The organism is Streptomyces uncialis, from assembly GCF_036250755.1.
Lineage (GTDB): Bacteria > Actinomycetota > Actinomycetes > Streptomycetales > Streptomycetaceae > Streptomyces > Streptomyces uncialis.
In genome coordinates, this window is the sequence record NZ_CP109583.1 from 1,698,801 (window position 1) to 1,723,263 (window position 24,463).

At 74.6% G+C, this 24,463-nt stretch carries 18 protein-coding genes; 11 read left to right on the plus strand and 7 right to left on the minus strand.

Annotation, left to right across the window (positions count from 1 at the left end; genetic code table 11):
• Positions 1–37: 37 nt before the first annotated feature.
• A complete protein-coding gene (gene ligD / locus OG711_RS06765) occupies positions 38–1,120 on the minus strand; it encodes a non-homologous end-joining DNA ligase (protein WP_329558733.1) in 1,083 nt (360 codons plus the stop codon).
• A gap of 73 nt (positions 1,121–1,193) precedes the next feature.
• Between ligD and OG711_RS06770 the strand changes: the two genes are divergently transcribed.
• Positions 1,194–2,258, plus strand: coding sequence for an ATP-dependent DNA ligase (locus OG711_RS06770; RefSeq protein WP_073782347.1), 1,065 nt, complete (start codon positions 1,194–1,196; stop codon positions 2,256–2,258).
• A gap of 133 nt (positions 2,259–2,391) precedes the next feature.
• The gene (locus OG711_RS06775) at positions 2,392–3,336 is read left to right on the plus strand and encodes a DUF3048 domain-containing protein (RefSeq protein ID WP_266506401.1); all 945 of its coding nucleotides are present in this window, start codon (positions 2,392–2,394) and stop codon (positions 3,334–3,336) included.
• Positions 3,337–3,379: 43 nt separating this feature from the next.
• On the opposite strand, the gene OG711_RS06780 is transcribed toward OG711_RS06775, so the two are convergent.
• Entirely contained in the window at positions 3,380–6,091 is a 2,712-nt protein-coding gene (locus OG711_RS06780; RefSeq protein WP_329558734.1) for an ATP-binding protein, read from the minus strand.
• 276 nt (positions 6,092–6,367) lie between these two features.
• Between OG711_RS06780 and OG711_RS06785 the strand changes: the two genes are divergently transcribed.
• A complete protein-coding gene (locus OG711_RS06785) occupies positions 6,368–7,306 on the plus strand; it encodes a DUF2510 domain-containing protein (RefSeq protein WP_073782341.1) in 939 nt (312 codons plus the stop codon).
• Positions 7,307–7,528: 222 nt separating this feature from the next.
• On the opposite strand, the gene OG711_RS06790 is transcribed toward OG711_RS06785, so the two are convergent.
• The gene (locus tag OG711_RS06790; protein WP_329558735.1) at positions 7,529–8,188 is read right to left on the minus strand and encodes a TetR/AcrR family transcriptional regulator; all 660 of its coding nucleotides are present in this window, start codon (positions 8,186–8,188) and stop codon (positions 7,529–7,531) included.
• Positions 8,189–8,532: 344 nt separating this feature from the next.
• Here OG711_RS06790 and OG711_RS06795 point away from each other — a divergent pair, with 344 nt between their 5' ends.
• Together OG711_RS06795 and OG711_RS06800 are read left to right on the plus strand one after the other, a co-directional pair.
• Complete coding sequence (locus OG711_RS06795) at positions 8,533–9,549, plus strand: DMT family transporter (protein WP_329558736.1); 1,017 nt, start codon at positions 8,533–8,535, stop codon at positions 9,547–9,549.
• Between the two features lie 949 nt (positions 9,550–10,498).
• Positions 10,499–11,866, plus strand: coding sequence for a 6-phospho-beta-glucosidase (locus OG711_RS06800; RefSeq protein ID WP_329558737.1), 1,368 nt, complete (start codon positions 10,499–10,501; stop codon positions 11,864–11,866).
• Between the two features lie 82 nt (positions 11,867–11,948).
• On the opposite strand, the gene OG711_RS06805 is transcribed toward OG711_RS06800, so the two are convergent.
• The gene (locus OG711_RS06805) at positions 11,949–12,818 is read right to left on the minus strand and encodes an NAD(P)-dependent oxidoreductase (RefSeq protein ID WP_329558738.1); all 870 of its coding nucleotides are present in this window, start codon (positions 12,816–12,818) and stop codon (positions 11,949–11,951) included.
• 75 nt (positions 12,819–12,893) lie between these two features.
• Between OG711_RS06805 and OG711_RS06810 the strand changes: the two genes are divergently transcribed.
• Positions 12,894–16,130, plus strand: a complete 3,237-nt coding sequence (locus OG711_RS06810) for a BTAD domain-containing putative transcriptional regulator (protein WP_329558739.1) — start codon at positions 12,894–12,896, stop codon at positions 16,128–16,130.
• 179 nt (positions 16,131–16,309) lie between these two features.
• Here the strand turns inward: OG711_RS06810 and ssuE are convergent, their stop codons facing one another.
• Positions 16,310–16,912, minus strand: coding sequence for an NADPH-dependent FMN reductase (ssuE, locus tag OG711_RS06815; protein WP_329558740.1), 603 nt, complete (start codon positions 16,910–16,912; stop codon positions 16,310–16,312).
• Between the two features lie 284 nt (positions 16,913–17,196).
• The gene (locus OG711_RS39040; RefSeq protein WP_353961787.1) at positions 17,197–17,280 is read right to left on the minus strand and encodes a putative leader peptide; all 84 of its coding nucleotides are present in this window, start codon (positions 17,278–17,280) and stop codon (positions 17,197–17,199) included.
• A gap of 187 nt (positions 17,281–17,467) precedes the next feature.
• On the opposite strand from OG711_RS39040, the gene OG711_RS06820 reads away from it, so the two are divergent.
• Positions 17,468–19,222, plus strand: coding sequence for an alkaline phosphatase family protein (locus OG711_RS06820; protein WP_329558741.1), 1,755 nt, complete (start codon positions 17,468–17,470; stop codon positions 19,220–19,222).
• Positions 19,223–19,310: 88 nt separating this feature from the next.
• Here OG711_RS06820 and OG711_RS06825 read toward each other — a convergent pair whose 3' ends face one another.
• Positions 19,311–19,988 carry an MmyB family transcriptional regulator gene (locus OG711_RS06825; RefSeq protein ID WP_073782327.1) on the minus strand — a complete coding sequence of 226 codons (678 nt, stop codon included), beginning with the start codon at positions 19,986–19,988 and terminating at the stop codon, positions 19,311–19,313.
• Between the two features lie 442 nt (positions 19,989–20,430).
• Between OG711_RS06825 and OG711_RS06830 the strand changes: the two genes are divergently transcribed.
• The 4 genes from OG711_RS06830 to OG711_RS06845 are packed head-to-tail and all read left to right on the plus strand — an operon-like array spanning position 20,431 to position 24,351.
• Positions 20,431–21,162, plus strand: a complete 732-nt coding sequence (locus tag OG711_RS06830; RefSeq protein WP_329558742.1) for a helix-turn-helix transcriptional regulator — start codon at positions 20,431–20,433, stop codon at positions 21,160–21,162.
• 23 nt (positions 21,163–21,185) lie between these two features.
• Positions 21,186–21,722, plus strand: coding sequence for a toxin-antitoxin system, toxin component (locus OG711_RS06835; RefSeq protein WP_073785136.1), 537 nt, complete (start codon positions 21,186–21,188; stop codon positions 21,720–21,722).
• Positions 21,723–21,725: 3 nt separating this feature from the next.
• Positions 21,726–22,931 (plus strand): MAB_1171c family putative transporter, encoded by a 1,206-nt coding sequence (locus OG711_RS06840; RefSeq protein WP_329558743.1) that lies wholly within the window; start codon positions 21,726–21,728, stop codon positions 22,929–22,931.
• Positions 22,915–24,351 (plus strand): FAD-dependent monooxygenase, encoded by a 1,437-nt coding sequence (locus tag OG711_RS06845; protein WP_329558744.1) that lies wholly within the window; start codon positions 22,915–22,917, stop codon positions 24,349–24,351. The genes OG711_RS06840 and OG711_RS06845 overlap by 17 nt, the downstream gene beginning before the upstream one ends.
• Positions 24,352–24,463: the final 112 nt, after the last annotated feature.

Below are 24,463 nucleotides of genomic sequence, written 5' to 3' on the forward strand. Positions count from 1 at the left end.
GTCCGGGCCCTCGCGTGAGAATGTTCCGCGCGGGGGCTCAGCCGTCCCCGGCCGCGTCCCCGGTCCCGGTCCCGCCCGCGGCGGTGTCGTCGTCGGGCTCGTCGTGGCGGGCGCGGCTGGGCTGGACGCGTTTGGGTTCGCCGGGCATCTTCGGGTACTCCGGCGGGTAGGGCAGGTCCCCGAGCCCGTGGTCGTGCTCGTCGCGGCGGGCCAGTTCCAGCAGGGGTTCGAGGGAGTGCCGCTCGTCGTCCATCGCGGCGTGGACATCGCCCAGTTCGGCGTAGCGGACCGGCATGGTCGCCAGGTCGAAGTCCCTCGGGGTGACGTCGTCGACCTCGTCCCAGCGCAGCGGCGCGGAGACGGGGGCGTGCGGGCGGGGGCGCACCGAGTAGGCGGAGGCGATCGTGCGGTCCCGGGCGGTCTGGTTGTAGTCCACGAAGATCCGGGTGCCGCGTTCCTCCTTCCACCAGGCGGTGGTGACCCGGCCGGGCATCCGGCGTTCGAGCTCGCGTCCGCAGGCGATGGCGCAGCGGCGGACCTGGGTGAACGTCCAGCGGGGTTCGACGGGGACGAAGACGTGCAGACCGCGTCCGCCGGAGGTCTTGGGCCAGCCGCGCATGCCGTGTTCGTCCAGGAGGGCGCGCAGTTCGTGGGCGGCGGCGACGGCGTCCTTGAAGTCGGTGCCGGGCTGCGGGTCGAGGTCGATGCGCAGTTCGTCGGGCCGGTCGGTGTCGGCGCGCCGTACGGGCCAGGGGTGGAAGGTGAAGGTGCCGAACTGGGCGGCCCAGATGACGGCGGCGACCTCGGTGGGGCACATCTCGTCGGCGTACCGGCCGCTGGGGAAGGTGATGTGCGCGCGGGGAATCCAGTCGGGGGTGTTCTTCGGCGCGCGTTTCTGGAAGAAGTGCTCCCCGTCGACGCCCTCGGGGTAGCGCTCCAGGGTGGTGGGGCGGTCGCGCAGGGCGCGCAGGATGCCGTCGCCGACGGTGAGGTAGTAGCGGGCGACGTCCAGCTTGGTGAAGCCGCGCTCCGGGAAGTAGACCTTGTCGGGGCTGGACAGCCGCACGGTCCGCCCGCCGGCGTCCAGCTCGATCGGCTTGCCGTGGCTGGTCGCACCCATGCGGTCACCGTAGACGCCTGCCACCCGGGCCGCATATCGGGACGAATGACGCCGCGCCGGGCAGAATCGCGGTATGGACCTGCCGGTGATGCCCCCTGTGAAGCCGATGCTCGCCAAGTCCGTGCCGGACATCCCGCCGGGGATGCAGTACGAGGCGAAGTGGGACGGCTTCCGCGCGATCGTCTTCCGGGACGGTCCCGAGCTGGAGCTGGGCAGCCGTACCGGCAAGCCGCTGACCCGGTACTTCCCCGAGCTGGTGGCCGCGCTGGCGGACCGGCTGCCCGCGCGGTGCGTGGTCGACGGCGAGATCGTCATCGCCCGGGACGGACGGCTGGACTTCGACGCGCTCACCGAACGTATCCACCCGGCCGACTCCCGGGTCCGCACGCTCGCCGAGCGCACCCCCGCGTCGTTCGTCGCCTTCGATCTGCTGGCCCTCGGTGACGACGCCCTCCTGGACACCCCGCTGACCGACCGCCGCGCGCTGCTCGCCGGGGCGCTGGCGGCGGCCGCTCCCCCGGTCCATCTGGCGCCCGCGACCACCGACGCGGAGGTGGCGCGCTCCTGGTTCGAGACCTATGAGGGCGCTGGCCTCGACGGGGTCGTCGCCAAACCGCTGGATCTGCCGTACCGGCAGAACGAGCGGCTGATGTTCAAGGTCAAGCACGAACGGACCGCCGATGTGGTCGTGGCGGGCTACCGCTTCCACAAGTCGGGCCCGGTGGTCGGCTCGCTGCTGCTGGGGCTGTACGACGACACGGGCGCGCTCCAGCATGTGGGGGTCTGCGCGGCCTTCCCGATGAAGCGCCGGGCGGAGCTGGTCACGGAGCTGGAGCCGCTGCGGATGGAGTCGGCGGCTGAGCATCCCTGGGCGGCGTGGGCGGACGAGGCGGCGCACGCGTCGGCGCGGCTGCCGGGGGCGCCGAGCCGCTGGTCGGGCAAGAAGGACCTGTCATGGGTGCCGGTGCGCCCGGAGCGGGTGTGCGAGGTGGCATACGACCATATGGAGAACGGGGCGCGGTTCCGGCACACCGCCCGGTTCCGCCGCTGGCGCCCGGACCGGACCCCGGAGAGCTGCACGTTCGAGCAGCTGGACGAGCCCGTGCGCTACGACCTGGGGGAGATCCTGGGCGCGTGAACGGGCGCGCGGGCACCCGGGCGGGCGGCGCCCGCCTCGCGCGCCGCCCGGCCCATGGGAACCGCCCGAGGGGTCGGACCGTCCCCGCCGTCGTACCGTGAGAACCCACGCTCGCCTCCGGGGGTGCAGACAGATGGAACGGTCGGCTCGTGCAAGACACGGCGCGCTCGGCGTCGTGATCGCGGTGGTGCTCGCCCTCCTGGCGGGCGCGTGCTCCGGCGGCTCGTCACCGGGCCCGTCGGAATCGCCCGCGGAGTCGTCCGGGCCGCTGCTCGCCGTGAAGATCGACAATGCCCCGCAGGCCCGTCCGCAGACCGGTCTGAACGCGGCGGACGTGGTCTACGCGGAGCAGGTCGAGGCGGGGCTGAGCAGGCTGATGGCGCTGTACGCGACGAAGCTCCCGGACTCCGTGGGGCCGGTGCGCAGCGCCCGGGAGTCCGATCTGGAGCTGCTGGCGCAGTTCCAGGACCCCACACTGGTGTTCTCCGGCGCCCAGTCCAAGCTGCTGCCGCTGATCGACGCGGCGCCGCTGCGGCCGGTGACCCCCGGGGACGCCCCGTCGGGCGCCTTCGTCCGCGACCCCGAGCGGACGGCGCCCCACAATCTGTACGTCCGCCCGCCGCGGGTGCAGGACCGCACGGCCGGGGCGAAGGCCCTGGAGCGGGCCGGGCTGCGCGGCGGTCCGGCGCCGGACGGCGGGGAGCGGGTGGCCGAACGCACCGTGCGTTTCCCTTCCTCGCGGTTCACCTTCACCTGGTCGGCCGACCAGGGCCGCTGGCTGATCGCGATGGACGGCAGACCGGCGACCGAGCCCGACGGTACGCCGGTGACCGCGGCGACCGTCGTCGTCCAGCGGGTGGAGATCAAGGAGTCGCAGTTCCAGGACTTCATGGGCAACAACTCCCCGCTGACCGTGACCGTGGGGTCGGGCGACGCGGAGGTGCTGCGCGACGGCCGGGCCCACGCGGGTGAGTGGCAGCGCCGGTCGGAGCGCGACACGACGACGTTCACCACCCCGGACGGCGATCCGCTGAATGTCGCGTCCGGGCCGGTGTGGGTGATGCTGGTGGCGCGCTGAGCGGCGGGCCGCCCCGGGCTCCGGCGGGGGGCCGTCCACCGGCTCAGCCCAGTCCGCGGCCCGATTCCAGGACGTGCTCGGCGCGGGCCACGAGTCCGTCGGCCCCGCAAGCGCGGGCGAGGGCCAGACCGCGGGTCAGTTCGGTGACCGAGCGGGCGGCGATCCCGTAGTCGATCCGGGCGACCGCGTGCTCATAGGCGCAGGGCGACGCCTCCAGATAGGCCGCCGCCTGCGCGTACAGCGTGACGGCCCGCTGCCCGGTCTCCAGCGCCGCCGCGCACCGCAGGGCCTCCCCTATGGCGGTGTCGGTCCCGAAGCGCTCGGCCTGGGTGCGGGCCTCGGCGGCGAGTCCGGCGGCCCGGTCCGGATCGTCCTTGGCGAGCGCGCGGGCCAGATCGGCGGCCCAGGTGGACATGATCGTGTTGTGCCGTCCGCCGGTGGCCGCGGCCTTCTCCGCCGACTCCAGCGCCCGGATGCCCTCCTTGACCCGCCCGGCCTCGATCAGCAGCCTGCCGCGCACGGAGTCGGCGTCCGGCATGATGATCGTGGACGGGTACGGCGGGGTGACACCGTAACGCTCGACGATCTCCAGGGCCTGGGCGACATGGCCGCGGGCGGTCAGGGTGTCGATGAGCATGCAGGCCGCGTCCCAGTGCATGGGCAGTCCGCTGCCGACCCGGTCGGCCAGCCGCAGCGCTTCCCTCAGGAAGCCCTCGGCGTCGGCGAGTTTGCCGCGTCTGCGCAGCACGAATCCGACGAAGGCGTGTGCCAGGGCGAGATGGCCACCGCTCCAGCCCTTGGCCTGGTAGACGCGCAGCGCGTCACCGAACAGGCTCTCGGCGCGGTCGAGCCGGTCGCTGAACAGATACGAACTGCCCAGCATCATCAGCAGTTCGAAGCCCCACTCGGAGTCGGTCCAGCCGAGTCCGGGCGGCAGTACGCCGTTCATCAGGGACCGGTCGCACAACTCGACGACCAGTTCGGCGTTCTCGCCGCGGGTCATCGCGTCGAAGCCGCGGATGATCAGCAGCGCGCGTTCGGAGTTGTCGCGGCCGGTGAGGGGCTCGGCGAGCGCGGCGAGGCTGCGGGAGCGGCCGGTGGAGTCCTCCTCGTCGGCGTGGATGCCCTCCCACATGTGGTGCAGGGCCTGGAGCCGCAGCCGCTGCGGGCCGGGTGCCAGCCGCTCGGCCTCCTCGTCGATCACCTGGATGGCCTCCGCCAGCTGATCGTTGTGGACGAGTGCCTGGGCGAGCTGGCAGACGGCGTCGACCCGGGTCTTGCCCTCCAGTCCGAAGGCGGCGAGGGCTTCCCGCAGATGGCCGATGGTCCGGGCGGGCGAGGTCAGCAGGGTCGCGCAGCCGAGTTCGAACAGGACCTCCGCCCGGTAGTCGTCCGACGGCGGCTCCCGCAGCGCGCGTTCCAGACAGCGGACGGCGGCCTCGGGCGCGCCCACGGCGAGGTGTTCGCGGGCGGCGGCCCGCATCTGCTCGACCAGTTCGGGGTCGTCGTCCGGATGGACCTCCAGCAGATGGCGGGCCGCGGCGGCGGCGCCCTGCCCGGCCAGCCGCACCGCCTCGGCCGCCAGCCCGTGCATGACGGTGCGGGTGCCGCTGGGGATGGCCTGGTAGATGGCGCTGGCGATCAGCGGGTGCAGGAACTCCAGCCGGTCGGGCAGGGAGCCGGGCTGGGCACCGGGGCGGGCGAGGACACGGGCGACCCGCAGTTCCTCGACGCATCTGCCGGCCGCTTCCTCGGGGAGCATCGCGAGTTTCGCGACGACGTCGAGCGGGATGTCGGTGCCGAGTATCGCGGCGGCCCTCGCGACCTTGCGGGTGCTCAGACCGAGTTCGTCGAGCCGGGCGAGCAGTCCGCCACCGCGGGTCGACCGGTTGAGTCCGCGCAGTTCGTCGGCGGACGACTCGGTCGGTTCCAGTTCCTGGTCCTGGACCTTGGCGAGGAGTTCCACGGTGTCGAACGGGTTGCCGCCGGTGACCGCCCAGACCTGGCGGCAGAACGGGTCGTCCGCGTGGGCGCCGAGCCGGGCGCGGGTGAGTCCGGCCGCCGCGTCCGGGGTGAGGCTCTTCAGGCTCTTCAGCGAGGCGCTGGGCCGGGCGGCCTGCCCGATGCGGTCCAGATGGGGCGCGGCGGCGCTGCCGGGGTCGACCGGGCGGTGCGCGACCACCACGAGGACCCGCATCTCGTCCAGCCGTTCGGCGAATCCGGCCAGCCAGCGCAGGGTCTCGGGGTCGGCCCAGTGGGCGTCGTCCACGAGCAGGACCAGTGGGAACAAGGCGTCCGCGAGCCGGCCGACGCCGTGTTCGAGTCCGTCGCAGACGCCCTGCGGGTCGGCGGGCGGTCCGCTCGGCTCGGCGATGCCGAGCGCCGGTCCGGCGATCCCGTACCACTCGCCGAGATGGACCCTCGCCTCGTCCGGGGTGAGGGTGATGAGCGCGGGCTGGAGCAACTGCCGTACGACGTTGAAGGGGACGGAGGTCAGGGTCTCGCCGCCGCGCGCCGACCAGACCGTGCACCCGCGGCTCTCGGCCGTCCGCCGGACCCGGGTGAGCAGCGCGGTCTTGCCGATCCCGGGGACCCCGGTGAAGACCAGGAGGCTGCCGGGCCTGGCGGGACGCCCCGCCGAGGCCGCCGGTGTCTCCGCACACAGTCGTTCGATGGCCTGTTCCGCCGCGGCGATCTCGCTCTCGCGTTCCCACAGCGCGTCGGCACCGGACGGGTCCGACGGTCCCTGCGTCATCCCGCAACCTCCCCAGATTCGCTCAACCGGCTTGCAGACCCCTGAGGTTAGCTGGCCGGATCGCTGACGCGCGTGCTGTCAGGGCAGGTTGTCCCAGGTCGGGTGACGAGTTTGCGCGAACCGCGGTGGATGTGCTTTACGTGACGGTCCGATCGCGGAGCGTGTGCGCGAGGGGTGCGCGGGGAGTTGGCCGGAACGCTTCGCCGCTGGTGGGGGCCCCGTGGTGGAGGGTCCCCCTCTCATCCCGCTTTCAGGCACGGCTCCTAGTGTGGGCGCATGACCCACATGACGCCGCCCGGCTGGTACCCCGACCCCGGGCAGAGAAGTGACGGACCGCCCACGGAACGCTGGTGGGACGGCAACGCGTGGACGGAGCAGACCCGTGCGCTCGGCGCGTCCGGTGCCTGGGCTCCGCCCGCCTATCCGCAGTGGGCCGTCGCCCCGCCCCCGGCGAAGCGGCGCAAGGCGGTCCGCGCGGCGATAGGCGCGGTCGTCGCCCTTGCCGTCCTCGGGGGTCTGGCCGGCGGGGTGTACGCGCTGACCCTGGACGACGACAAGGACGGCGACCGCACGGCGACCGCTCCCAGCCCGAAATCGCCCGGCGGCCCGGAGAGCGCCACCCCCGAGGGCGGCCCCGGCGCCCCGGGCGCACCCTCGCGGCCGGGCGCCCCGCAGGGCGAGAAGGGCTTCGCGGCCGACCCGGCGAGCGGGATCAGTCTGCCGGTGCCCGAGGGCTGGTCGGGCGATTCGGGCATCGTGGGGGCGCAGGTGTCGACGGGGCCGTACCCGTGCCCGGGGGACGCCACGAAGAGCTGTGCGCGGGCGGGGGCGCACTCCGCCCCGGCGGCGGCGCTCAAGCGGACGGAGCGCACCGCGCGGGCGATGGCGGAGGCGGACATCGCGGACGCCGCCGAGGAGGCGTACGGCTCCGATTCGTACGGCGACCTCACCTCGCACGACGAGATCGCGGACAAGCCGGTGACCGTCGCGGGCGGGAAGGGCCATCTGGTCCGCTGGAAGGTCGTCACCGAGAAGGGCGACGACGGGTACGTCCAGTCGCTGGCCTTCCCCTCGCCGCACGACGCACGGCAGTTCGTGGTCGTACGGTTCGGCTTCGACGTCAGCGACAAGGCGCCCGCGCTGTCGGTGATGGACGAGATCACCGAGGGCATCAAGAAGTCCGCCAGGGGCTCGGGCAACGGCCAGGCCGCTTAAGGTCCTCTGCCGGATCGGCCCCTCGGTACTCCCCGTTCGCCGCCGGGGCTCGCGTGGAGCGGGTCGGCCAGGTGGGGGCGGAGCGGACCGGGCGGGTCGTCCGCGCGCGGCCGCATGGCTCACGAGGACGGCCCGCCCGGCCGGGTGCGCGCCGCCCCCGTCCCCACGGTGCGGCGCGCGGCGGTCCGCCCACCGGTCATCCCAGGGGCGGCGGGCCGCCGTTCAGGGGGAGCGTTCGGCTCCGGTGTCCGGCTTCTCGGCGAGCGGGTGCGCCGCCGCCGGGACGGCCGTCCCGAGGCCGAACGCGGGCAGGATCACGGCGTCCACCAGCCGGACCAGGTACTCGGGGTCGGCGAACCGGCCCTCCAGCTGGGGCCGGACCCGGGTGACCCCGAAGAGCTGGGCCGCGACGAAGTCCGCCGCCGGGTGTCCGGCCGGGATCTCCCCGCGCGCGACGGCGCGCGCGACCATCGCGTCGAGTTCGACCAGTTCCGGCTCGACCAGCGCCTCGCACAGCGCCCGCTGGAGTTCGTCGTCCTGGAGGGTGGTGTGGCCGAGGGCGTGCAGCAGCCGGGTGTCGTCGCAGGACTCCGCGCCGGCCGCGCGGGCCGCCGCCCTCAGGTCCCCGGCGAGGCTCCCGGTGTCGATCCCGGCGAACCGGGGACAGCGCTCCGAGCGGAGCGCGGCGGCGACGAACCGGGCCTTGGTCCCCCACTGCCGGTACAGGGTCGACTTGCCGCACCGGGCGCGGGCGGCGACGCCTTCCATGCTCAGCGTCTCGTAGCCGCTCGCGCGCAGCAGGTCCAGCGCGACGGTGTAGAACTCCCGCTCGCGCTCCGGAGTGATCTTGGAGCGGCGTGCCGCGACGGACGCTTCCCGCATGCTCTTCCGCCCTCCTCCCGGTCCGGAGGCCCCGGTCGGTCACGATCCGGCCGCCTCATCGATACGCCAGTGTACCGATACGGGCCCGTATCGGTACACTGGCGTATCGATGAATGCCGTCGGCCCTGTCCCACCTGGGCGGACGGCCGGGCACGCACCGCCGCACACACCTCACGCAAAGGGGCCGGAATGGATTCCCGCACCGGGTCTTCCGCACCGGAGCCGCACCGAGCACTCCCTCTCCTGGGGCTCGGCGTTCCGCGCTCCCCGGCGCGGGGCGCGTGGGGCGGGCGGATCGGCACGCCGCCCGGACGCCGGTCCCTCCCCGGCCGTGGGAGGACCCGGTGAACGCCACCGTCGTCGCCGTCGCGCTGTCGCTCGTCTCGGCCGTCGCGTACGCCGGTGCCGCCGTCACCCAGGAACGGCTCGCGTCGAGGACCGTCCGGGACCGCGGGATGCGGCGTCTGCTCGGCGCCTGGGCGTGGTGGGGGTCCGTCGGGCTGAACGCCTTCGGGGCGCTGCTGCATGTCGCGGCCCTGCGGTTCGGACCGCTGACGCTGGTGCAGCCGCTGGGCGCGCTGACACTGGTCGCCGCGGTGCCGCTGGGCGCGCGGCTCGCGGGGCGCCGGGTGAGCGGGGCGGAGTGGCGGGGCATCGCGCTGGCCCTCACGGGGCTCGCCGCACTGACGCTCGCCGCGTCGGGGCCCGCCCCGGACCAGACCCTGTCGCTGCCGGAGGCGCTGGCCGTCGCCGGGGTGACCACGCTGCTCATCGGGCTGCTGGCGCGGCCCGGCACCCGCCCGGGGCTGCGGCACGCCACCGCGTCCGGGGTCACCTCCGGGGTGGCCTCGGCGCTCACCCAGACGGTGACCGTCGCGGCGACCGACGGGTCGGAAGCGGTGCTGAGTGTGCGGACCGCCGTGGTCGCGCTGCTGGTCGCCGGGTTCGCCGCGGCGGGGCTGCTGCTCGCGCAGACCGCGTACCGCGGGGGGCTCGGCGCTCCGCTCGCGATGCTCACCCTCGCCAATCCCGTGGCCGCGGCGGCGATCGGTCTCGTTCTCCTCGGGGAGGGGGTACGGGGTGGCGCGGCGGGGGTCGCGCTGGCCGTCGCGGGCGCGGTGGCCGCGGGGTGGGGGGTCCTGGTCCTCAGCAGGGCGGCCGGGGGCCGGGCGTCGGGTGTCGGCGGGGGGTCGCGGACCGTCGCGTCCGGGGCGGGCTTGGGTGGGCGTGTGCCTGCTCCCGGGCGGGTGCCTGCTCCCGGGCGGGTGCCCGGTCCCGGGCGGGGGGTCGGTCCCGGGCGGGGGGTCGGTGCGGAGGGCGCCGACGTGGACGGTCCGGCGCCGTTGAGCCCCACCCCCTGAGCGGGGTCCTTACGGGGCCCCTCGTCCCTGGGTTTCCCCGGCCGAACGCACTTGTTCCGGTGCGGGTCGGACGGGGGTGCGCAGTTCCCCGCGCCCCTGGGTACGCCCGGCTCGACGGACTTGTTCCTGCACCGTCGCTCGTGGGGTGCGCAGTTCCCCGCGCCCCTAGGTTTCGACCTGTGCCCGGGCTTGTTCCTGCGCCGTCGCTCGTGGGGTGCGCAGTTCCCCGCGCCCCTGGGTTTCGACCTGTGTCCGTACTTTTTCCTGTGCGGGCCGGACGCGGGTGCGCAGTTCCTCGCGCCCCTGGGTACGCCCGGCTGGGCGGGCTTGTTCCTGCGCCGTCGCTCGTGGGGTGCGCAGTTCCCCGCGCCCCTGGGTTTCGACCTGTGTCCGTACTTTTTCCTGTGCGGGCCGGACGCGGGTGCGCAGTTCCTCGCGCCCCTGGGTACGCCCGGCTCGGCGCGCTTGTCCCTGCGCCGTCGCTCGTGGGGTGCGCAGTTCCCCGCGCCCCTGGGTAGGCCCGGCTGGGCGGACTTGTTGCTGTGCCGTCGCTCGGTGGGTTCGCGCGGTTCCCCGCGCCCCTTTGGGGCGGTGCTGCCGAGCGGACGCGGGCCTCGGGCGCCCCCGAAGGGGCGCGGGGAACTGCGCGAGGAACCAGGGGCCGTCCGCAGCCGAACGGGAACCGCAAGAGGCGCGACCCAAGGGGCGCGAGGAACTGCGCGAGCAGCCAAGGGCCGCCCGCAGCCGAACGGGAACCGCAAGGGGCGCGACCTCAGGGGCGCGGGGAACTGCGCGAACCCACCGAGCGACGGTGCAGGGACAAGCGCGTCCAGCCGGGCGCACCCAGGGGCGCGGGGAACTGCGCACCCACGAACGAACCCGCACCGGAACAAGTGCGTCCAGGTGGGGAACCCCAACGGCGCGGGCGTACCGCATAGAGTGCGTAGGTATGAGGCTCGCGATTCTCGGTGGCGGTGGCTTCCGCGTCCCCCTGGTCCACTCCGCACTCCTCGCGGACCGCGCCGAGGGCAGGGTCACGGAGGTCGCCCTCCACGACACCGACCCCCACCGCGCCGCGGCGATCGCCCGGGTCCTCGCGGAACAGGCCCAGCGGGCCGCCGAGGCCGACCCCACCGCTCCCCCGGCCCCCCGGCTCACCGTGACCGGTGACCTGGACACGGCCCTGCGCGGCGCGCACTTCGTGTTCTCGGCCATCCGCGTCGGCGGCCTCGCGGGCCGCGCCGCCGACGAACGCGTCGCACTGGCCGAAGGCGTCCTCGGGCAGGAGACCGTGGGCGCCGGAGGCATCGCGTACGGGCTGCGGACGCTGCCCGTGACGGACCGGATCGCCCGCCGCGTCGCCGAGATCGCCCCGGACGCCTGGTTCATCAACTTCACCAATCCGGCGGGGCTCGTCACCGAGGCGATGTCCCGTCATCTGGGCGACCGGGTCATCGGCATCTGCGACTCCCCGGTGGGCCTCGGCCGCCGGGTCGCCCGTGCGCTGGGCGCGACCGGGCGCTCGGACGTCGAGGTCGACTACGTCGGGCTCAACCATCTGGGCTGGCTGCGCGGACTGCGGATCGACGGCGAGGACGAGCTGCCGCGGCTGTTCGCCTCCACCGCGCTGCTGGAGAGCTTCGAGGAGGGACGGCTGTTCGGCGCGGACTGGCTCCGCGCGCTCGGCGCCGTACCGAACGAGTATCTGCACTACTACTACTTCAACCGTGAGGCGGTCCGCGCGTACCAGGCGGCGCCGCTGACCCGGGGGGCGTTCCTCGACGAGCAGCAGTCCCGGTTCTATGCCCGGGTCGCGGACCCGGGCATCCCCGCGCTGCGTGCCTGGGACGAGGTCCGGGCCGAACGCGAGGCCACCTATATGTCCGAGAGCCGGGAGGCGGCGGGCGCCGGGGAGCGCGACGAGGCGTCCCTCACCGAGTCCGGCGGCTACGAGAAGGTCGCCCTCGCCCTGATGCGGGCCATCGCCCGGGACGAACGCGCCACCCTGGTCCTCAACGTCCGCAATCGTGGCGCGCTGCCCGGGCTCGACGCCGACGCGGTCGTCGAGACGCCCTGCCGGGTGGACGCGCACGGCGCCCACCCGCTGCCCGGCGGCCCGCTGCCCGCGCACGCGGCGGGGCTGGTGACGAGCGTGAAGGCGGTCGAGCGCGAGGTGATGGCCGCGGCGGACTCCGGTTCCCGGGCGACGGCCGTCAAGGCGTTCGCCCTGCACCCGCTGGTCGACTCCGTGTCCGTGGCACGGCGTCTGGTCGACGGATACGTGGCCGCGCACCCGGGGCTCGGCTATCTGACCTAGCCGGGCCGCCGCCCCGGGTGCGCCGCGGACATCCGGCGACGGGGAACCTCCCGCCGCCGACCCCTTACGTGAGCGAGTGGGCTCAGCTGTCGGAGCGCGGGGTCCCGCGGAAGACCTCGATGAGGCTCGCGTAGCTGGCACCGGCGTGCCCGGCGCCCCGGGCGCGTTCGGCCAGGGTCTGGACGAGGGCCGGCCATTCGGTGTCGACGCCCGCCGCCTCGCTCTCCCGCACCAGATACCTCATCGTGGCGAGATGGGTGTCGAGGGAGGCGTCCTCCGCCGGATACGCCCCCTTGTCGATCTGCCCGGCGTACTCGCTGACGAAGCCGGTGACACTCGCCACCCACTGGTTCGCGAACGGCGCGAACACGGACGCGTCGACCTTCGCGGCACCCAGCAGCGCGGCCCCGTGCAGGAACGCGTTCAGGGTGCCCCACATGACACCCAGCAGCGCGACGTCGTAGAGGGAGGCCAGCCCCGGGTCCTCCCCGAAGTAGACCCCGTTGCCGAGGCACTTCAGTGTCTCCTCGTGCCGCTCGAACGCGGAGGCCGATCCGCTGAACAGCAGGAACGCCTCCGGAGTCGCGATCACCCCGGGGACGGCCATGATCGCGCCGTCGAGGTGGTCGCTCGCCCACCCGGCGGTCTCACGTGCCTCGGCGGAGGTTCCCGAGGTCAGATTGACGAGGGTGCGCCCGGCCAGGTCGGCCCGGCGCGGGGCGAGTGTGTCCCGTACGACGGTGTAGTCGGTCAGACAGACGACGACCAGGGAACTCGCCCGGACGGCGTCGCCGACGGTGGGTGCGACGACGGCGCCCCGCGCGGCGAGCGCGTCCGCCTTCCCCGGTGTGCGGTTCCAGACGGTGGTGGGGTGGCCGGCGTGGAGAAAGGCGGTGGCGAGGGCCTTGCCCATCAGCCCCAGCCCGATGACAGTAACGGGTTCGTTGGACATGGGACGACTGTGCGTCAGGGGGGTTCCGCTCCGTCTCCGGAAAGGTTCCGGCACGGAGCCGGGTAACGTGGCCAGGTGCGTTTCGGGGTGCTGGGTCCGCTGGAGGTGCGGACAGGGGACGGTCGGCCCGTACGGGTGCGCGAGACCAGGCTCCGTACGCTGCTGACCGCGTTGCTGGTACGGCGCGGGCAGGTCGTGCCGGTGGACCGGCTGATCGACGATCTGTGGGGCGACGCGCCTCCCGTGAACGACGTGCGCACCCTGCGGTCCAAGGTGTCGCTGCTGCGGCGGACGCTGGAGGACGCCGAGCCGGGCGGACGCGATCTGCTGGTGTCCCGGCCGCCGGGGTACATGCTCCGGGTGGACGGCGACGCGGTCGACGCCGGACGCTTCGAGTCGCTGCTGGCGAAGGCCCGGACACTCACCGGTGACCCGCGTGCGAAGGCGGCGCTGCTCACCGAGGCGGTGGACCTGTGGCGGGGGCCGTCCGCCTTCGCCGACCACGCGGACGCGCCGTTCGTACAGGCCGAGGCCACACGGCTCGAAGAGCGGCGGCTGGCCGCCCTGGGCGAACTCGCCGGAGTACGGCTGGAGCTGGGCGAGCACGATGTGCTGGCGGGCGAGCTGGGGGAACTGGTCGCGGCGCATCCGCTGCACGAGGGGCTGCGTGCCGCGCAGGTCCGTGCCCTGTACCGGTCGGGCCGTCAGAGCGAGGCGCTGGCGAGCCTCGGGGATCTGCGTGACCAGCTCCGGACCGAACTCGGCATCGACCCCGGGCCCGAGCTCACCGGGCTGCGTCAGTCGATCCTCCGGCAGGACACCGCCCTCGCCGCCGTACCCGTGCGGACGGTCCCGCGCGGCAATCTCCCCGCCCCGCTCACCGCGCTGATCGGCCGGGACGAGGACGTCCGCCGGATCGGCGCGCTGCTGGCGTCCGAGCGGCTGGTGACCCTGACGGGGACGGGCGGGGTGGGCAAGACCCGGCTGGCCCTTGAGGTGGCCGCGCGCCGGGCGGGGGACTTCCCGGACGGCGCCTGGCTGGTGGAGCTGGCCGCCGCGCGCTCCGGCGCCGAGGTGCGGGAGGCCGTCGCGGCGGCGCTCGAACTGCGGGACGACGGCGGTACCCCGGCGCGCGCACCGGTCGACCGGCTCGCCGACGCCGTCGCGAGGCGGCGGCTGCTGCTGGTGCTGGACAACTGCGAGCACCTGGTGGAGCCCGTCGCGGAGCTGACCGCGCGGCTGCTGCGCGCGGCGCCCGGGTTGCGGGTGCTGGCCACCAGTCAGGAACCGCTGGCGGTCGGCGGCGAGCACCACTGGCCCGTTCTCCCGCTGGACCTGCCCGGGCCGGGCGCCGGGCGGCCGTCCGATTCGAGCGCCGTGCGGCTGTTCGTGGCCCGGGTCACGGCCGCCGCCCCCGGTTTCGCCCTGGGGCCCGGCAACGCGGAGGCCGTCGCCACGGTCTGCCGCCGACTGGACGGTATCCCGCTCGCGCTGGAGATGGCCGCCGCGCGGGTGCGGGTCATGCCGGTGGGCGACCTCGCGGACCGGCTCGACGACCGGTTCCGGGTCCTCACCGCGGCCCTGCGCGGCGTACCGGAACGCCAGCGCACCCTGCGCGCCACGATCGACTGGAGCTGGGGGCTGCTCGGCGGCGACGAACAGGTGGTGCTGCGCAGGCTGGCCGTGTCCGTGGACGGCTGCACGCTCCTGGCCGCCGAGGCCGTCTGCGCCGGGGACGGGGTACGGGCCGGGGACGTGCTCGGTCTGCTCGGACGGCTGGTCGACCGTTCCCTGGTCGTCCACCGGGACGGCCAGTACCGGCTGCTGGAGTCCGTCGCGGCCTACGGTCTGGAACGGCTCGCGGAATCCGGGGAGGAACAGCGGGTGCGCGACCGGCATCTCGACCACTACGTCGGTCTCGTCGAGCGTCTCGCTCCCCTGCTGCGGGGCCACGAACAGCGCGGCAGGCTGGAGGAGATGGACGCCGAGGCCGCGAACCTCCGCGCGGCCCTCGCGTACGCCGTCCGCCGGGGCGGCGCGGACAAGGCGCTGCGACTGGTGGACGCGGCCTGCTGGTACTGGTTCCTGCGCGGCCGGTTCGCGGAGGCGGGGCGCGCCCTGGATCTCGCCCTGTCGGGCGGGGGCGGCCCCGGGCCGAGGGCCGCGGCGCGGGCCTGGCGGGCGGGGATGTCGCTGCTGCTGCACGACACGGCGGACGCCGGGGACCGGTCCGTGCTCGCGTGGTACGACGCGGGGGACGATCCGGCGGGCGGGGCGCGGGCGCGGTGGTTCCTGGCGCTGGGGAGGACCGGGTTCGGTGATTCCGGGGAGACGTTCGGCCTCGTGGACCGGGCGTATGCCGGGTTCCGCTCGCTGGGCGACCGCTGGGGGACGGCCGCCGCGCTGACGGTCCGTGCCGAGATCGACCTGTACCAGGGGAACCTGGGGCCCGCGCGGGACGACGCGGAGCGGGCGTACGCGCTGTTCCGGGAACTCGGCGACGGATGGGGCGAGTTGCATGCCGCCCGGACGCTCGGCGACCTGGCCGAGTTCACCGGCGACTACGGGACGTCCGCACGGCTGCGCCAGGACGGTCTGCGGCTGGCGGAGCGCCTGAAGCTGTGGAACGTGGCGTCCGGGATGCTGGCCCGGCTCGGCCGTACGGCGCTGCTGACCGGCGACCTGGACCGGGCGGAGGATCTCCACCGGCGGGCCAGGCGGCTCGCGGTGGCGCATTCCCATGAGCGCGGCGAGGAGTTCGCCGAGGTGGGTCTGGGGCTGGTGGCGCGGCACCAGGGCAGGCTGGACGACGCCGAGGCGCATCTGCGGGCGTGGCTGGACTGGTGCCGCCGGTGGGAGGGCGACCACGGGGTGGCGCTGATCCTGGCCGAGCTGGGTTTCATCGCCGAGCAGCGGGGCGATGCCGGGACCGCGCTGGAGGCGCACCGGGAGGGGCTGGAGCACGCCCGCCGCACCGGCGACCGGCGGGCCCTCGCCCGCGCCTTCGAGGGCCTGGCCGGTGCGCACGCGCTCGCGGGCGACCACGAGGAGGCCGCCGGGCTGCTGGGGACGGCGACCGCGCTGCGCGAGGCGGTCGGTATGCCGCTGCCGGCCGGTGAGCGCGGTGACGTGGACCGGATCACCACGGCCGTGCGCCGCTCCCTGGACACGGCGTCCTTCGAGTCCGCCTTCGGGCGGGGCGCGGAGCGGGCCGGGGCGCAGGCGGTTCCGGCCCCCGCCGCGTCCGGCGGCCCGGGGCTCCTCGGCAGGGGGTCGGGGAATCCGCGGAGGCCCGAGGCGGAGCCCTCCTGACGGGCCGCGCGCACGGTGTGCCGGTGTCCAGGGTCTGGAAGGCCGTGCGCCATCCGCTCCCGGGCGAGCGCGGCGCGGTGGGGTTCGGTGCGCGACGCGGGTCGGTGCGCGACGCGGCGGGCGTCACCGGCCGTTCGGACGACGGGGTCGGTGCGGTAGGGGCGGGACCGGTGGCGGGCCTACCGGTCGACTCCCGCCGGGGCGTGGGCGAGGCCGGCGGTCAGGGTGTCCAGGGCGGGGGGCGGGGTCAGGGAGCCGCCCAGTACCGCGGAGAAGCGGTCGACGACCTGGGTGACCGCCACCGCCGCCTCGGGGTCGAGGGTGAGGGCGCCGTCGGCCGTTACGGTGATCTGCCGGTCGAGGGTGAACCAGCCCTGGACGACATGGTCCGCGCCCATCGAGTTGAGCACGGGCCGCAGCGCGTAGTCGATGGCGAGGACGTGTGCGGTGGTGCCCCCGGTGGCCAGCGGCAGCACCGTCTTCCCGGTGAGGGCGTACTGCGGCAGCAGGTCCAGCAGTGTCTTGAGGAGTCCCGAGTAGGCGGCCTTGTACACGGGTGTGCCGATGACGACCCCGTCGGCGCGGGCGAACAGCGAGGTGGTGTGCCGGATCGCGGGGTGCCCGAAGTCCGCCCCGAGCAGGGCCTCGGGCGGCAGTGTGCGTACGTCCAGCGGTATGACGTCATGGCCCTGTTCCCGTAGCCGGGTGTCGAGATGACGCAGCAGCCGTGCGGTGCGGGAGGTGGCGGAGGGGCTTCCGGAGACGGACAGGACGGTGGCCATGGGGAGTCCTTCGGGCTGGGGATGCGGGTGGCTCGGGCGCGCGCGGTACGGCACGCGCCGGACGGTCGCGGACATCGGCGGACACGTGTCACGGACGGTCCGGGAACCCTCGGCGCTGGGAATTCCCGGGGCGGGGGACGACGGCGCCCGGGAGTGCGCGGGCGGCGGACGGGACGTACCGGCGTGGATGCCGGGTACGGGTGCCGGGGAGGCGGACCGGGGCGGCCGGGGGGTGGTTCAGCCGTGGCGCGCGGGGCGCGCTCGCGGGGGCCGGGGGCTCCGGGTCAGCGGGTGGGACGACAGAAGGCGCTGGAGACACGCGCGAGGTCGACATGGCGTCGCCGCGTGAGTTCCTGTCGTCGCTTCATACGGCCGATCAAATCAGGCGGGGTCGGGACGGTCAAGGTCGCAATGGCCGCGTACCGGTGCCAAGTGGGCGTATTCGCGGGCGGGCGACCGATGGGTGAGACGGCGGCGCGCGGGAGCCGTACCTTCGGGGGCCGGGCCCCGTCCGCCGTCGTCCCATCGGGCCCCGCAGGGAAGGACGTTCGGACCGTGCCGCTCTTCACCCGCCCCCGTCCACGACCGGACCGGGACCCCGTACCCGTACCCGGGCCCTCGGCGGAAGCCGTGCCCGGGGAACTGGTGCGGGGTGCCGAGGACGGGCAGGGGGGTGGCGTTCCCCGGCGCCCGCCCGGGCGGCGGGTGGCGGGGGCGGTGGGCACGGCCTCGGCCGTGGCCTTCGTGCTGTTCGGGCTGCTGCTGCCGGACCGGCTCGCGGAGCTGACCCCGGGGGCCTTCGTACGGCTGCCGGGCGAGGCGGTCCTCGGTGCGGCGCTGCTCCTGGCGCTGACGGGCCGGGCGCGGGACGTGGCGGCCGGGGCGCTGGGGCTGCTGCTGGGGGTGACCGTACTGCTGGGGGCGCTGGACCTGGGATTCCATGAGGCGCTCGGGCGGCCGTTCGACCCGGTCCTGGACTGGATTCTGCTGGACGACGGACAGGCGTTCCTGCGGGACTCGGTGGGACGTACGGGCGCGCTGCTCGCCACGGCCGCCGTGCTGGCGCTGGCACTGGCCGTCCTCGCGGCGGGGACGGTGTCGGTGGTGCGGCTGGGCCGGTCGCTGCGGCGGAGCGGTGCGGTGGCGGCGCCCGTGACGCTGGCGGGCGGCACGGTGTGGGTGGTGTGCGCGGCGCTCGGCGCGCAGTTCGCGGGGGCGCCGCTGGCGGCGCGGAGCACGGCCGACGCGCTGGGTGACCGGGTGCGGCAGACCCGTGCGACGTTCGCGGACGAGGAGGTGTTCGAGAGGGCCGCGGCCGACGACCCGTTCCGCGACACCCCGGGCGACCGGCTGCTGACGGGGCTGCGCGGCAAGGACGTGCTGTTCGTGTTCGTCGAGAGCTACGGGCGCACCGCGCTGGAGGACCCGGCGATGGCCCCGCACCTCGGGGCGCTGCTCGCGGACGGCACCGAGCGGCTGCGGGCGGCGGGGTACGCGTCGCGCAGCGGCTTCCTGACCTCGCCGACGGCCGGTGCGGGGAGCTGGCTCGCGCACTCCACGTTCCTGTCGGGGCTGTGGGTCGCCCATCAGCAGCGGTACCGCAGTGTCACGGCCAGCGACCGGCTGACGCTGACGGAGGCGTTCCGGCGGACGGGCGCGTGGCGGACGGTGGGGATCATGCCGGGGGTCACCCGGGAGTGGCCGGAGGGGCGGTTCTACGGGCTGGACCGGGTGTACGACTCGCGGGAACTCGGTTACCGGGGGCCGAAGTTCAGCTGGGCGCCGGTCCCGGACCAGTTCAGCCTGGCGGCGTTCGAGCGGCTGGAGGGGGGCCGGGCGGGGCGCGGTCCGCTGATGGCCGGGATCGTCCTGGTGTCCAGCCACAATCCGTGGGCCCCGATCCCGGAGATGCTCGGCTGGGACGGACTGGGCGACGGCTCGGTGTACGAGGGGGTGCGGGCCCGGGGCGCGGACCCGAAGCGGGTGTGGCGGGACCCGGAGCGGGTGCGCGCCGAGTACCGGCGCTCGGTCGAGTACTCGCTGACGAGCCTCGTCTCGTATCTGGAGGAGTACGGGGACGAGGACACGGTGCTGGTGTTCCTGGGCGACCATCAGCCGATCCCGGCGGTCGCCGGGGAGGGCGCGTCCCGGGACGTGCCGGTGGCGATGGTGGCGAAGGACCCGGCGGTGTTCGAACGGATCGGCCACTGGGGCTGGGACGAGGGGCTGGCGCCGTCCCCGTCGGCGCCGGTGTGGCGGATGGACACCTTCCGGGACCGGTTCCTCGGCGCCTTCGGCCCGGCCTCCTGAGGCGGGACGGGCCCGGGCGCGAAGGGGTGGACGGCGCGGCCCCCTGACCGGTCGCGCCGTCCACCCCCTTCCCCTCGGGGAAGGAACCTCAGCCGTCGGCCGCGGGCACCGCCCGCAGATATCCGACGGCCCTTCGGGCGCCGCGTCGTACGGGCCGCCGCCCGCCGCCCGCCCTCCGGGGTTCCCGCAGGACCAGGGTCAGCCGGGAGAATCCCATGTCCTGAAGTGTCTGGGGCGCCTCGCCCACCACCCGGCAGTGGGTGCGTCCCCACCGGGGGTCCGGATGGGTCAGCGGGCGCAGCGCCCCGTCGTTGGCGATCGCCTCCGCGCCGACCGAGCTGATCCAGCGGGGCAGCCCGTGCCGGTAGGCGGCGTCCATGATCGGGTCGTCGGCGATGGCGGCGCGGATGGCCTGGAGTTCCTCGTCGCCGGCGTGCCGTTCCAGTGCCTCGGCGAAGTGCGCGAGCATGGGCAGGCACCAGCTCGACTCATGGTCCCCGAGGACCGTGGCGGCGTCCGGGTGGAAGAGGACGAAGCGCAGGAAGTTGTCGCGGGGCATGGCTGTCGGATGCGGCCCGACACCTCCGAAGAGCACGTCGTACGCGTCGTTGGCGAGCACGACGTCCCAGCGGTGGTCGAGGACGACGGAAGGAAAGGAGACCGCGTCCAGCAGGGCCGCGTAGTCCTGGAGATAGGCCCGGCATCCTGGCCCGGTCCGCGCGCTCCCCCAGGCCGGTCGTCGGCGCCCTTGTGCCTCGTATGCCATCGGGTGGTCACCCCTCTTACGGCTCTGACGGCGAGCGCTGGTCGTGCGGCGCGGCGGTCCGGCAACGGGAACGGCGCCCCCGGTCGTGCCACCGCGTGGCGATCGTGCTACCCCGACCGGAAGCATGTCAACTATCGTGGCATTTACAGACGGTTGACGAATAAAACACGCCACAGATGTGGCGCGGCCTGGCCCGTGCGCTGGTGAGGGACTAGTCTCCGATGCTGTCCATGGCGCGATGCCGGAGACCGTGGTGCGGGCCCCTCGGGGCGCGTTCCGTCCGGTTTCCGCCACGGTCGCGCCGTGCGTCCCGGCGACCCGGCGAGCCCCCCGGTGGCCGGGGACGGCTCTGCGCGGCCGGTCCGGTGGACCGTTCGTCCGGCGGGTTCGCCGGTAGCCGTGTTTCGGTCCTGTTCGACGTGTCGGTTCTAGGAGACCTTCGGTGACGGATGGCTTCTCGCTGCCGGGTGGCGTCACTCCCTCGGGCTCGTTGCCGGGTGTTGTCGCCCGGGTCCGCGATCTCGCCGACCGCCTCGGCGTGCCCCACGCCGAGGTCTTCGACATACCCCGGCTCACGGTGGCCTCGGGGGTACCGGAGGAAGTGGTCAGGGATCTGCTGACCGGGCGCACGGGCGGTGAGCCCGATCTCCAGGCCCGGTTCCTCCAGCGGTTCGACCTGCTGCGCAGAACACGGCTGAAACCGAACGGCCGCCGCTGGACCCAGCAGGAGATCGCCGACGGCGCCGGGATGTCACGGCAGCAGGCCGGCGCCCTCATCAACGGCGACCGGCGGCCCACGATGGAGCACTGCGCGGCCATCCAGCGCTTCTTCGGCGTCCACGCGGGGTTCCTGACCGCCGAGGACGCCGACGCGCTGGTCTCCGCGCTCCAGCTCACCGAGCAGGAACTGCTCCAGTGGGCCGCCGCCCAGGACCGCGCCGTACCGCCCGCGCCGCCCGCGCCGCCGGCCACCGCGCCGGGCGCGGACCCCGGGAAGCCGTCGCGGGACGCGATGGACGACGCCCTGGAACAGCTGTTGCAGAATCACGGGGTGCGCGGTATCGCCTGGCGGGCCGCCCAACTCCCCACCGACAAGCACCGCGACAAGGTCACGGAGTGGCTGGACATGCTGCTGGAGAGCGTCAAGCCGCCCCACGGCCCCACGGAGCCCTGATGCGCGCGCGGGTCACCAAGGACATGCGCAAGTTGTGCGGCGAACTCATCGCCGGACTGCCCCCCGAGATACCCGACACCCCCGGCGCCCTGATCGGCGCGCTGTGCGCGACGATGAGCCGGCGGCGCGGCCGGCCGGTCAACCACCGGATGGCCGCGTTCCCGCCGGGCACGGCGAGCGGCCTCTGGCTGGACATGGCCGACCAGGACCTCATCGTGATCGAGGAACGCACCGCCCCCGACCACCAGTTGGTCATCCTCGGGCATGAGCTGTGGCACATGACGGCCGGACACAGCACCCGGCACGTGGACGCGGCGGGCACCGGCGTGGCCGCCCGGCTGCTCGCCGGTGGCGTCGATCTCCAGGACACCGTCCGCAGGGTCGCCGCCCGCAGCCGCTCGCACGCCGTCGAGGAGGAGGAGGCCGAGAGCTTCGGGCTGCTGCTCGCCAGCAAGTGCCGCTCCCGGACAGCCGGTCCGGCGGGCCGCGGGCAGGCCCCGCGTGACGAGCTGACCGCCCGTATCGAGGCGTCCCTGGGCTATCGCAGGCCGCAAGGCTGAGGCGTGAACGGCCCCGACTACTATCTGCCCGCCGCGGCGACGGGCATCGCGCTCGCCTTCAAGTTCCCTTCCCTGCTGCGGGAGTGGCGCGATCCACTGCTGCGCTCGGTGTGCGCGCTGCTCGCGCTCGGCACCTCGGTGTTCTTCTTCTCCGCGCCGCCGACGATCGCGCAGGTCAACCGGATCACGGGGGTGCCCAACATCTCCGGGCCGCTCGTGTACGCCCTGCTGTCCGCGTTCAGCGCCTCCTGTCTGGTGCTGATGGTCAACTGGCGCGGCGGACCGCCCGAGGTGACCCGGCGGGTCTCGCGCCGCTGGATCGCCGGGTACACCGCGGTGAGCGTGGCCCTCGTGGTGCTGTTCGCGCTCGGTGACGCGCCGGTGGAACGGCTGCGCGACCTGGACACCTACTACGCCAACACCCCGTACATCCGCGAGATGATCGTGCTGTACCTGACCGGGCTCACGGTCGCGGGTGTCGCCATGGCCTATCTGTGCCTGCGCTGGTCGCTCCAGGTACGGGGGCTGCTCCGCGCCGGGCTGTCCGCCATCGCCGTCGGGTATCTGTTCAACCTGTCCTACGCGGCGACCAAGTTCACGGCGGTGTTCGCGCGCTGGGCGGGCCATGACCTCGACTGGCTCAGCTCCGAGACGGCGCCCCTGCTGGCCTCGGCGGCGGCCCTGTTCAGCGCCATCGGGTTCTGTCTGCCGCTGGCGTTCCAGCGGCTCGGGGAGCAGGTCACCGTCTGGTCGACCTACCGCAGGCTCGGCCCGCTCTGGCGCGAGCTGCGCGGACTCGGGCCGCACGGCGTCGCACCGTCGCGGATCTCCTGGTGGCCGTCGGCGGATCTCCTGGTGACCCAGCGGGAGTCCGACATCCATGACGGGATGCTCAGCCTGTACCCGTACTTCGACAGCCGGGTCCACGCCCGCGCGCACGCCGCCGCCGTCGCGTCCGGGAACGGTCCGGCGCAGGCGCGGGCCGTCGCCGACGCGGCGATGGTGACCGCCGCGGTACGGGCGCGCGCGGCCGATCCGGAGGGGACGGCGCTGGCGCGGCCGGACAGGCCGCCGGACACCGCCGTCTCCGGTGAGGGCCCCCGTGACCTGGTCCGGATGTCCCTGGCGCTGCGCCACTCCCCCGTCGTCGCGGCGGCCCGTACGGCCGTCGCCCGGTCAGAAAGCGGTACCCATGAGCCCATCCGATAGATCCGCCGGAGCCGCCCGGGACACCCCGCACCGCCATGCCGTGGTGATCGGCGCGGGAGTCGCGGGCCTGGCGGCGGCCGCCGCGCTGCGGGGCCACGCCCGGGTCACCCTGGTGGAACGGGACACCCTGCCGGAGGGTCCCGAATCACGCAAGGGGCTTCCGCAGGCCCGGCACGCCCATCTGCTGTGGTCGGGCGGGGCGCGCGCGCTGGAGGAGCTGCTGCCCGGGGTCACCGCACGGTGGCTGGCCGCCGGGGCCCGCCGGATAGCGCTGCCGACCGGGCTGGTGTCGATGCAGCCGAGCGGCTGGATACGCCGGTTCCCCGAACTCCAGTTCATGATCGCGGCAAGTCGCGACCTGCTGGACTGGGGCATCCGGCGGAGCCTCGCCGAGGACCCGGCGGTGACCGTCCTGGAGCACTCCGAACTGCTCGCCCTGGAGGGCGACGCGCGCCGCGTCACCGGGGTACGGCTGCGGGTCGGCCCGGGTCAGGCGGCGGAGGAACGATTCCTCGCCGCGGATCTGGTGGTGGACGCCTCGGGCCGGGGCTCACGGGCGGTGGCCCAGCTGGCCGCGCTCGGGGTGCCCCGGGCGGCGGAGGAGGAGGTCGACTCGGGGCTGGTGTACGCCTCCCGGATCTTCCGGGCGCCGCCGGGGACCGAGGGCTTCCCGGTGGTGAACGTCCAGGCCGACGCCCGCGAGGCGCGGCCGGGCCGGACGACGACGATCGTGCCCATAGAGGGTGAGCGGTGGCTCGTGACACTGTCCGGTACCCGGGGCGGTGAACCGGGCCCGTCCCCGGAGGGCTTCGAGCCGTTCGCGCGCACGGTGCGCCATCCGGTGGTGGGGGAACTGATCGCCCGCGCCGAGCCGCTCAGCGGGGTACGGGTGACCCGCAGCACCGTCAACCGCCGCCGCTTCTTCGAACGGGTCGCCCCGTGGCCGGACGGGTTCCTGGTGCTGGGGGACGCGGTCGCCACGTACAACCCCGTGTACGGGCACGGGATGTCGGTGGCCGCCGAGGGGGCGCTGGCGCTGCGGCAGCTCGTGGACGCCGAGGGGCTCGGGACGCCGGGGCAGGCGCGGCGCGCCCAACGGGCCGTGGCCCGGCCGGTCTCGGTGGCCTGGGATCTGGCGACCGCCCAGGACATCCTGTACCCGGGCTCGATCGGGCGCCGCCCCGGGCCGTCCGCGAAGGCGGCGCGCCGCTATGTCGACCGGCTGATGCGGACGGCGACCGCCCGGCCCCTGGTCGCCAAGGCGCTGCTGGACGTGATGACGCTGTCGGCGCCGATGACCGCGCTGGTGCGGCCCGAGGTGGTGTTCGCGGTGCTGCGCGGACCCCGGCTGCCGCCGCTGGCGGGGCCGCCGCTGACCGACCGGGAACTGGCCACGGCCCTCGGCTCCGGACACCACTGAGCACGGCCGGGACGGCGGCGGGGCGGACGGACGAACGGTGAGCGGGCGCGCCGGAGCCAAATCAGGTGATCACGCGCGCGGCGCGTGCCTTCCATGTCACCCTCTAGGCAGT

Coding starts and splice junctions, on each gene's coding strand:
- OG711_RS06770 (WP_073782347.1), top strand. CDS start 1,194: ATGGACCTGCCGGTGATGCCCCCTGTGAAGCCGATGCTCGCCAAGTCC.
- OG711_RS06775 (WP_266506401.1), top strand. CDS start 2,392: ATGGAACGGTCGGCTCGTGCAAGACACGGCGCGCTCGGCGTCGTGATC.
- OG711_RS39040 (WP_353961787.1), bottom strand. CDS start 17,280: ATGAAGCGACGACAGGAACTCACGCGGCGACGCCATGTCGACCTCGCG.
- OG711_RS06780 (WP_329558734.1), bottom strand. CDS start 6,091: ATGACGCAGGGACCGTCGGACCCGTCCGGTGCCGACGCGCTGTGGGAA.
- OG711_RS06835 (WP_073785136.1), top strand. CDS start 21,186: ATGCGCAAGTTGTGCGGCGAACTCATCGCCGGACTGCCCCCCGAGATA.
- OG711_RS06785 (WP_073782341.1), top strand. CDS start 6,368: ATGACCCACATGACGCCGCCCGGCTGGTACCCCGACCCCGGGCAGAGA.
- OG711_RS06805 (WP_329558738.1), bottom strand. CDS start 12,818: ATGTCCAACGAACCCGTTACTGTCATCGGGCTGGGGCTGATGGGCAAG.
- OG711_RS06845 (WP_329558744.1), top strand. CDS start 22,915: ATGAGCCCATCCGATAGATCCGCCGGAGCCGCCCGGGACACCCCGCAC.
- OG711_RS06800 (WP_329558737.1), top strand. CDS start 10,499: ATGAGGCTCGCGATTCTCGGTGGCGGTGGCTTCCGCGTCCCCCTGGTC.
- ligD (WP_329558733.1), bottom strand. CDS start 1,120: ATGGGTGCGACCAGCCACGGCAAGCCGATCGAGCTGGACGCCGGCGGG.
- ssuE (WP_329558740.1), bottom strand. CDS start 16,912: ATGGCCACCGTCCTGTCCGTCTCCGGAAGCCCCTCCGCCACCTCCCGC.
- OG711_RS06825 (WP_073782327.1), bottom strand. CDS start 19,988: ATGGCATACGAGGCACAAGGGCGCCGACGACCGGCCTGGGGGAGCGCG.
- OG711_RS06790 (WP_329558735.1), bottom strand. CDS start 8,188: ATGCGGGAAGCGTCCGTCGCGGCACGCCGCTCCAAGATCACTCCGGAG.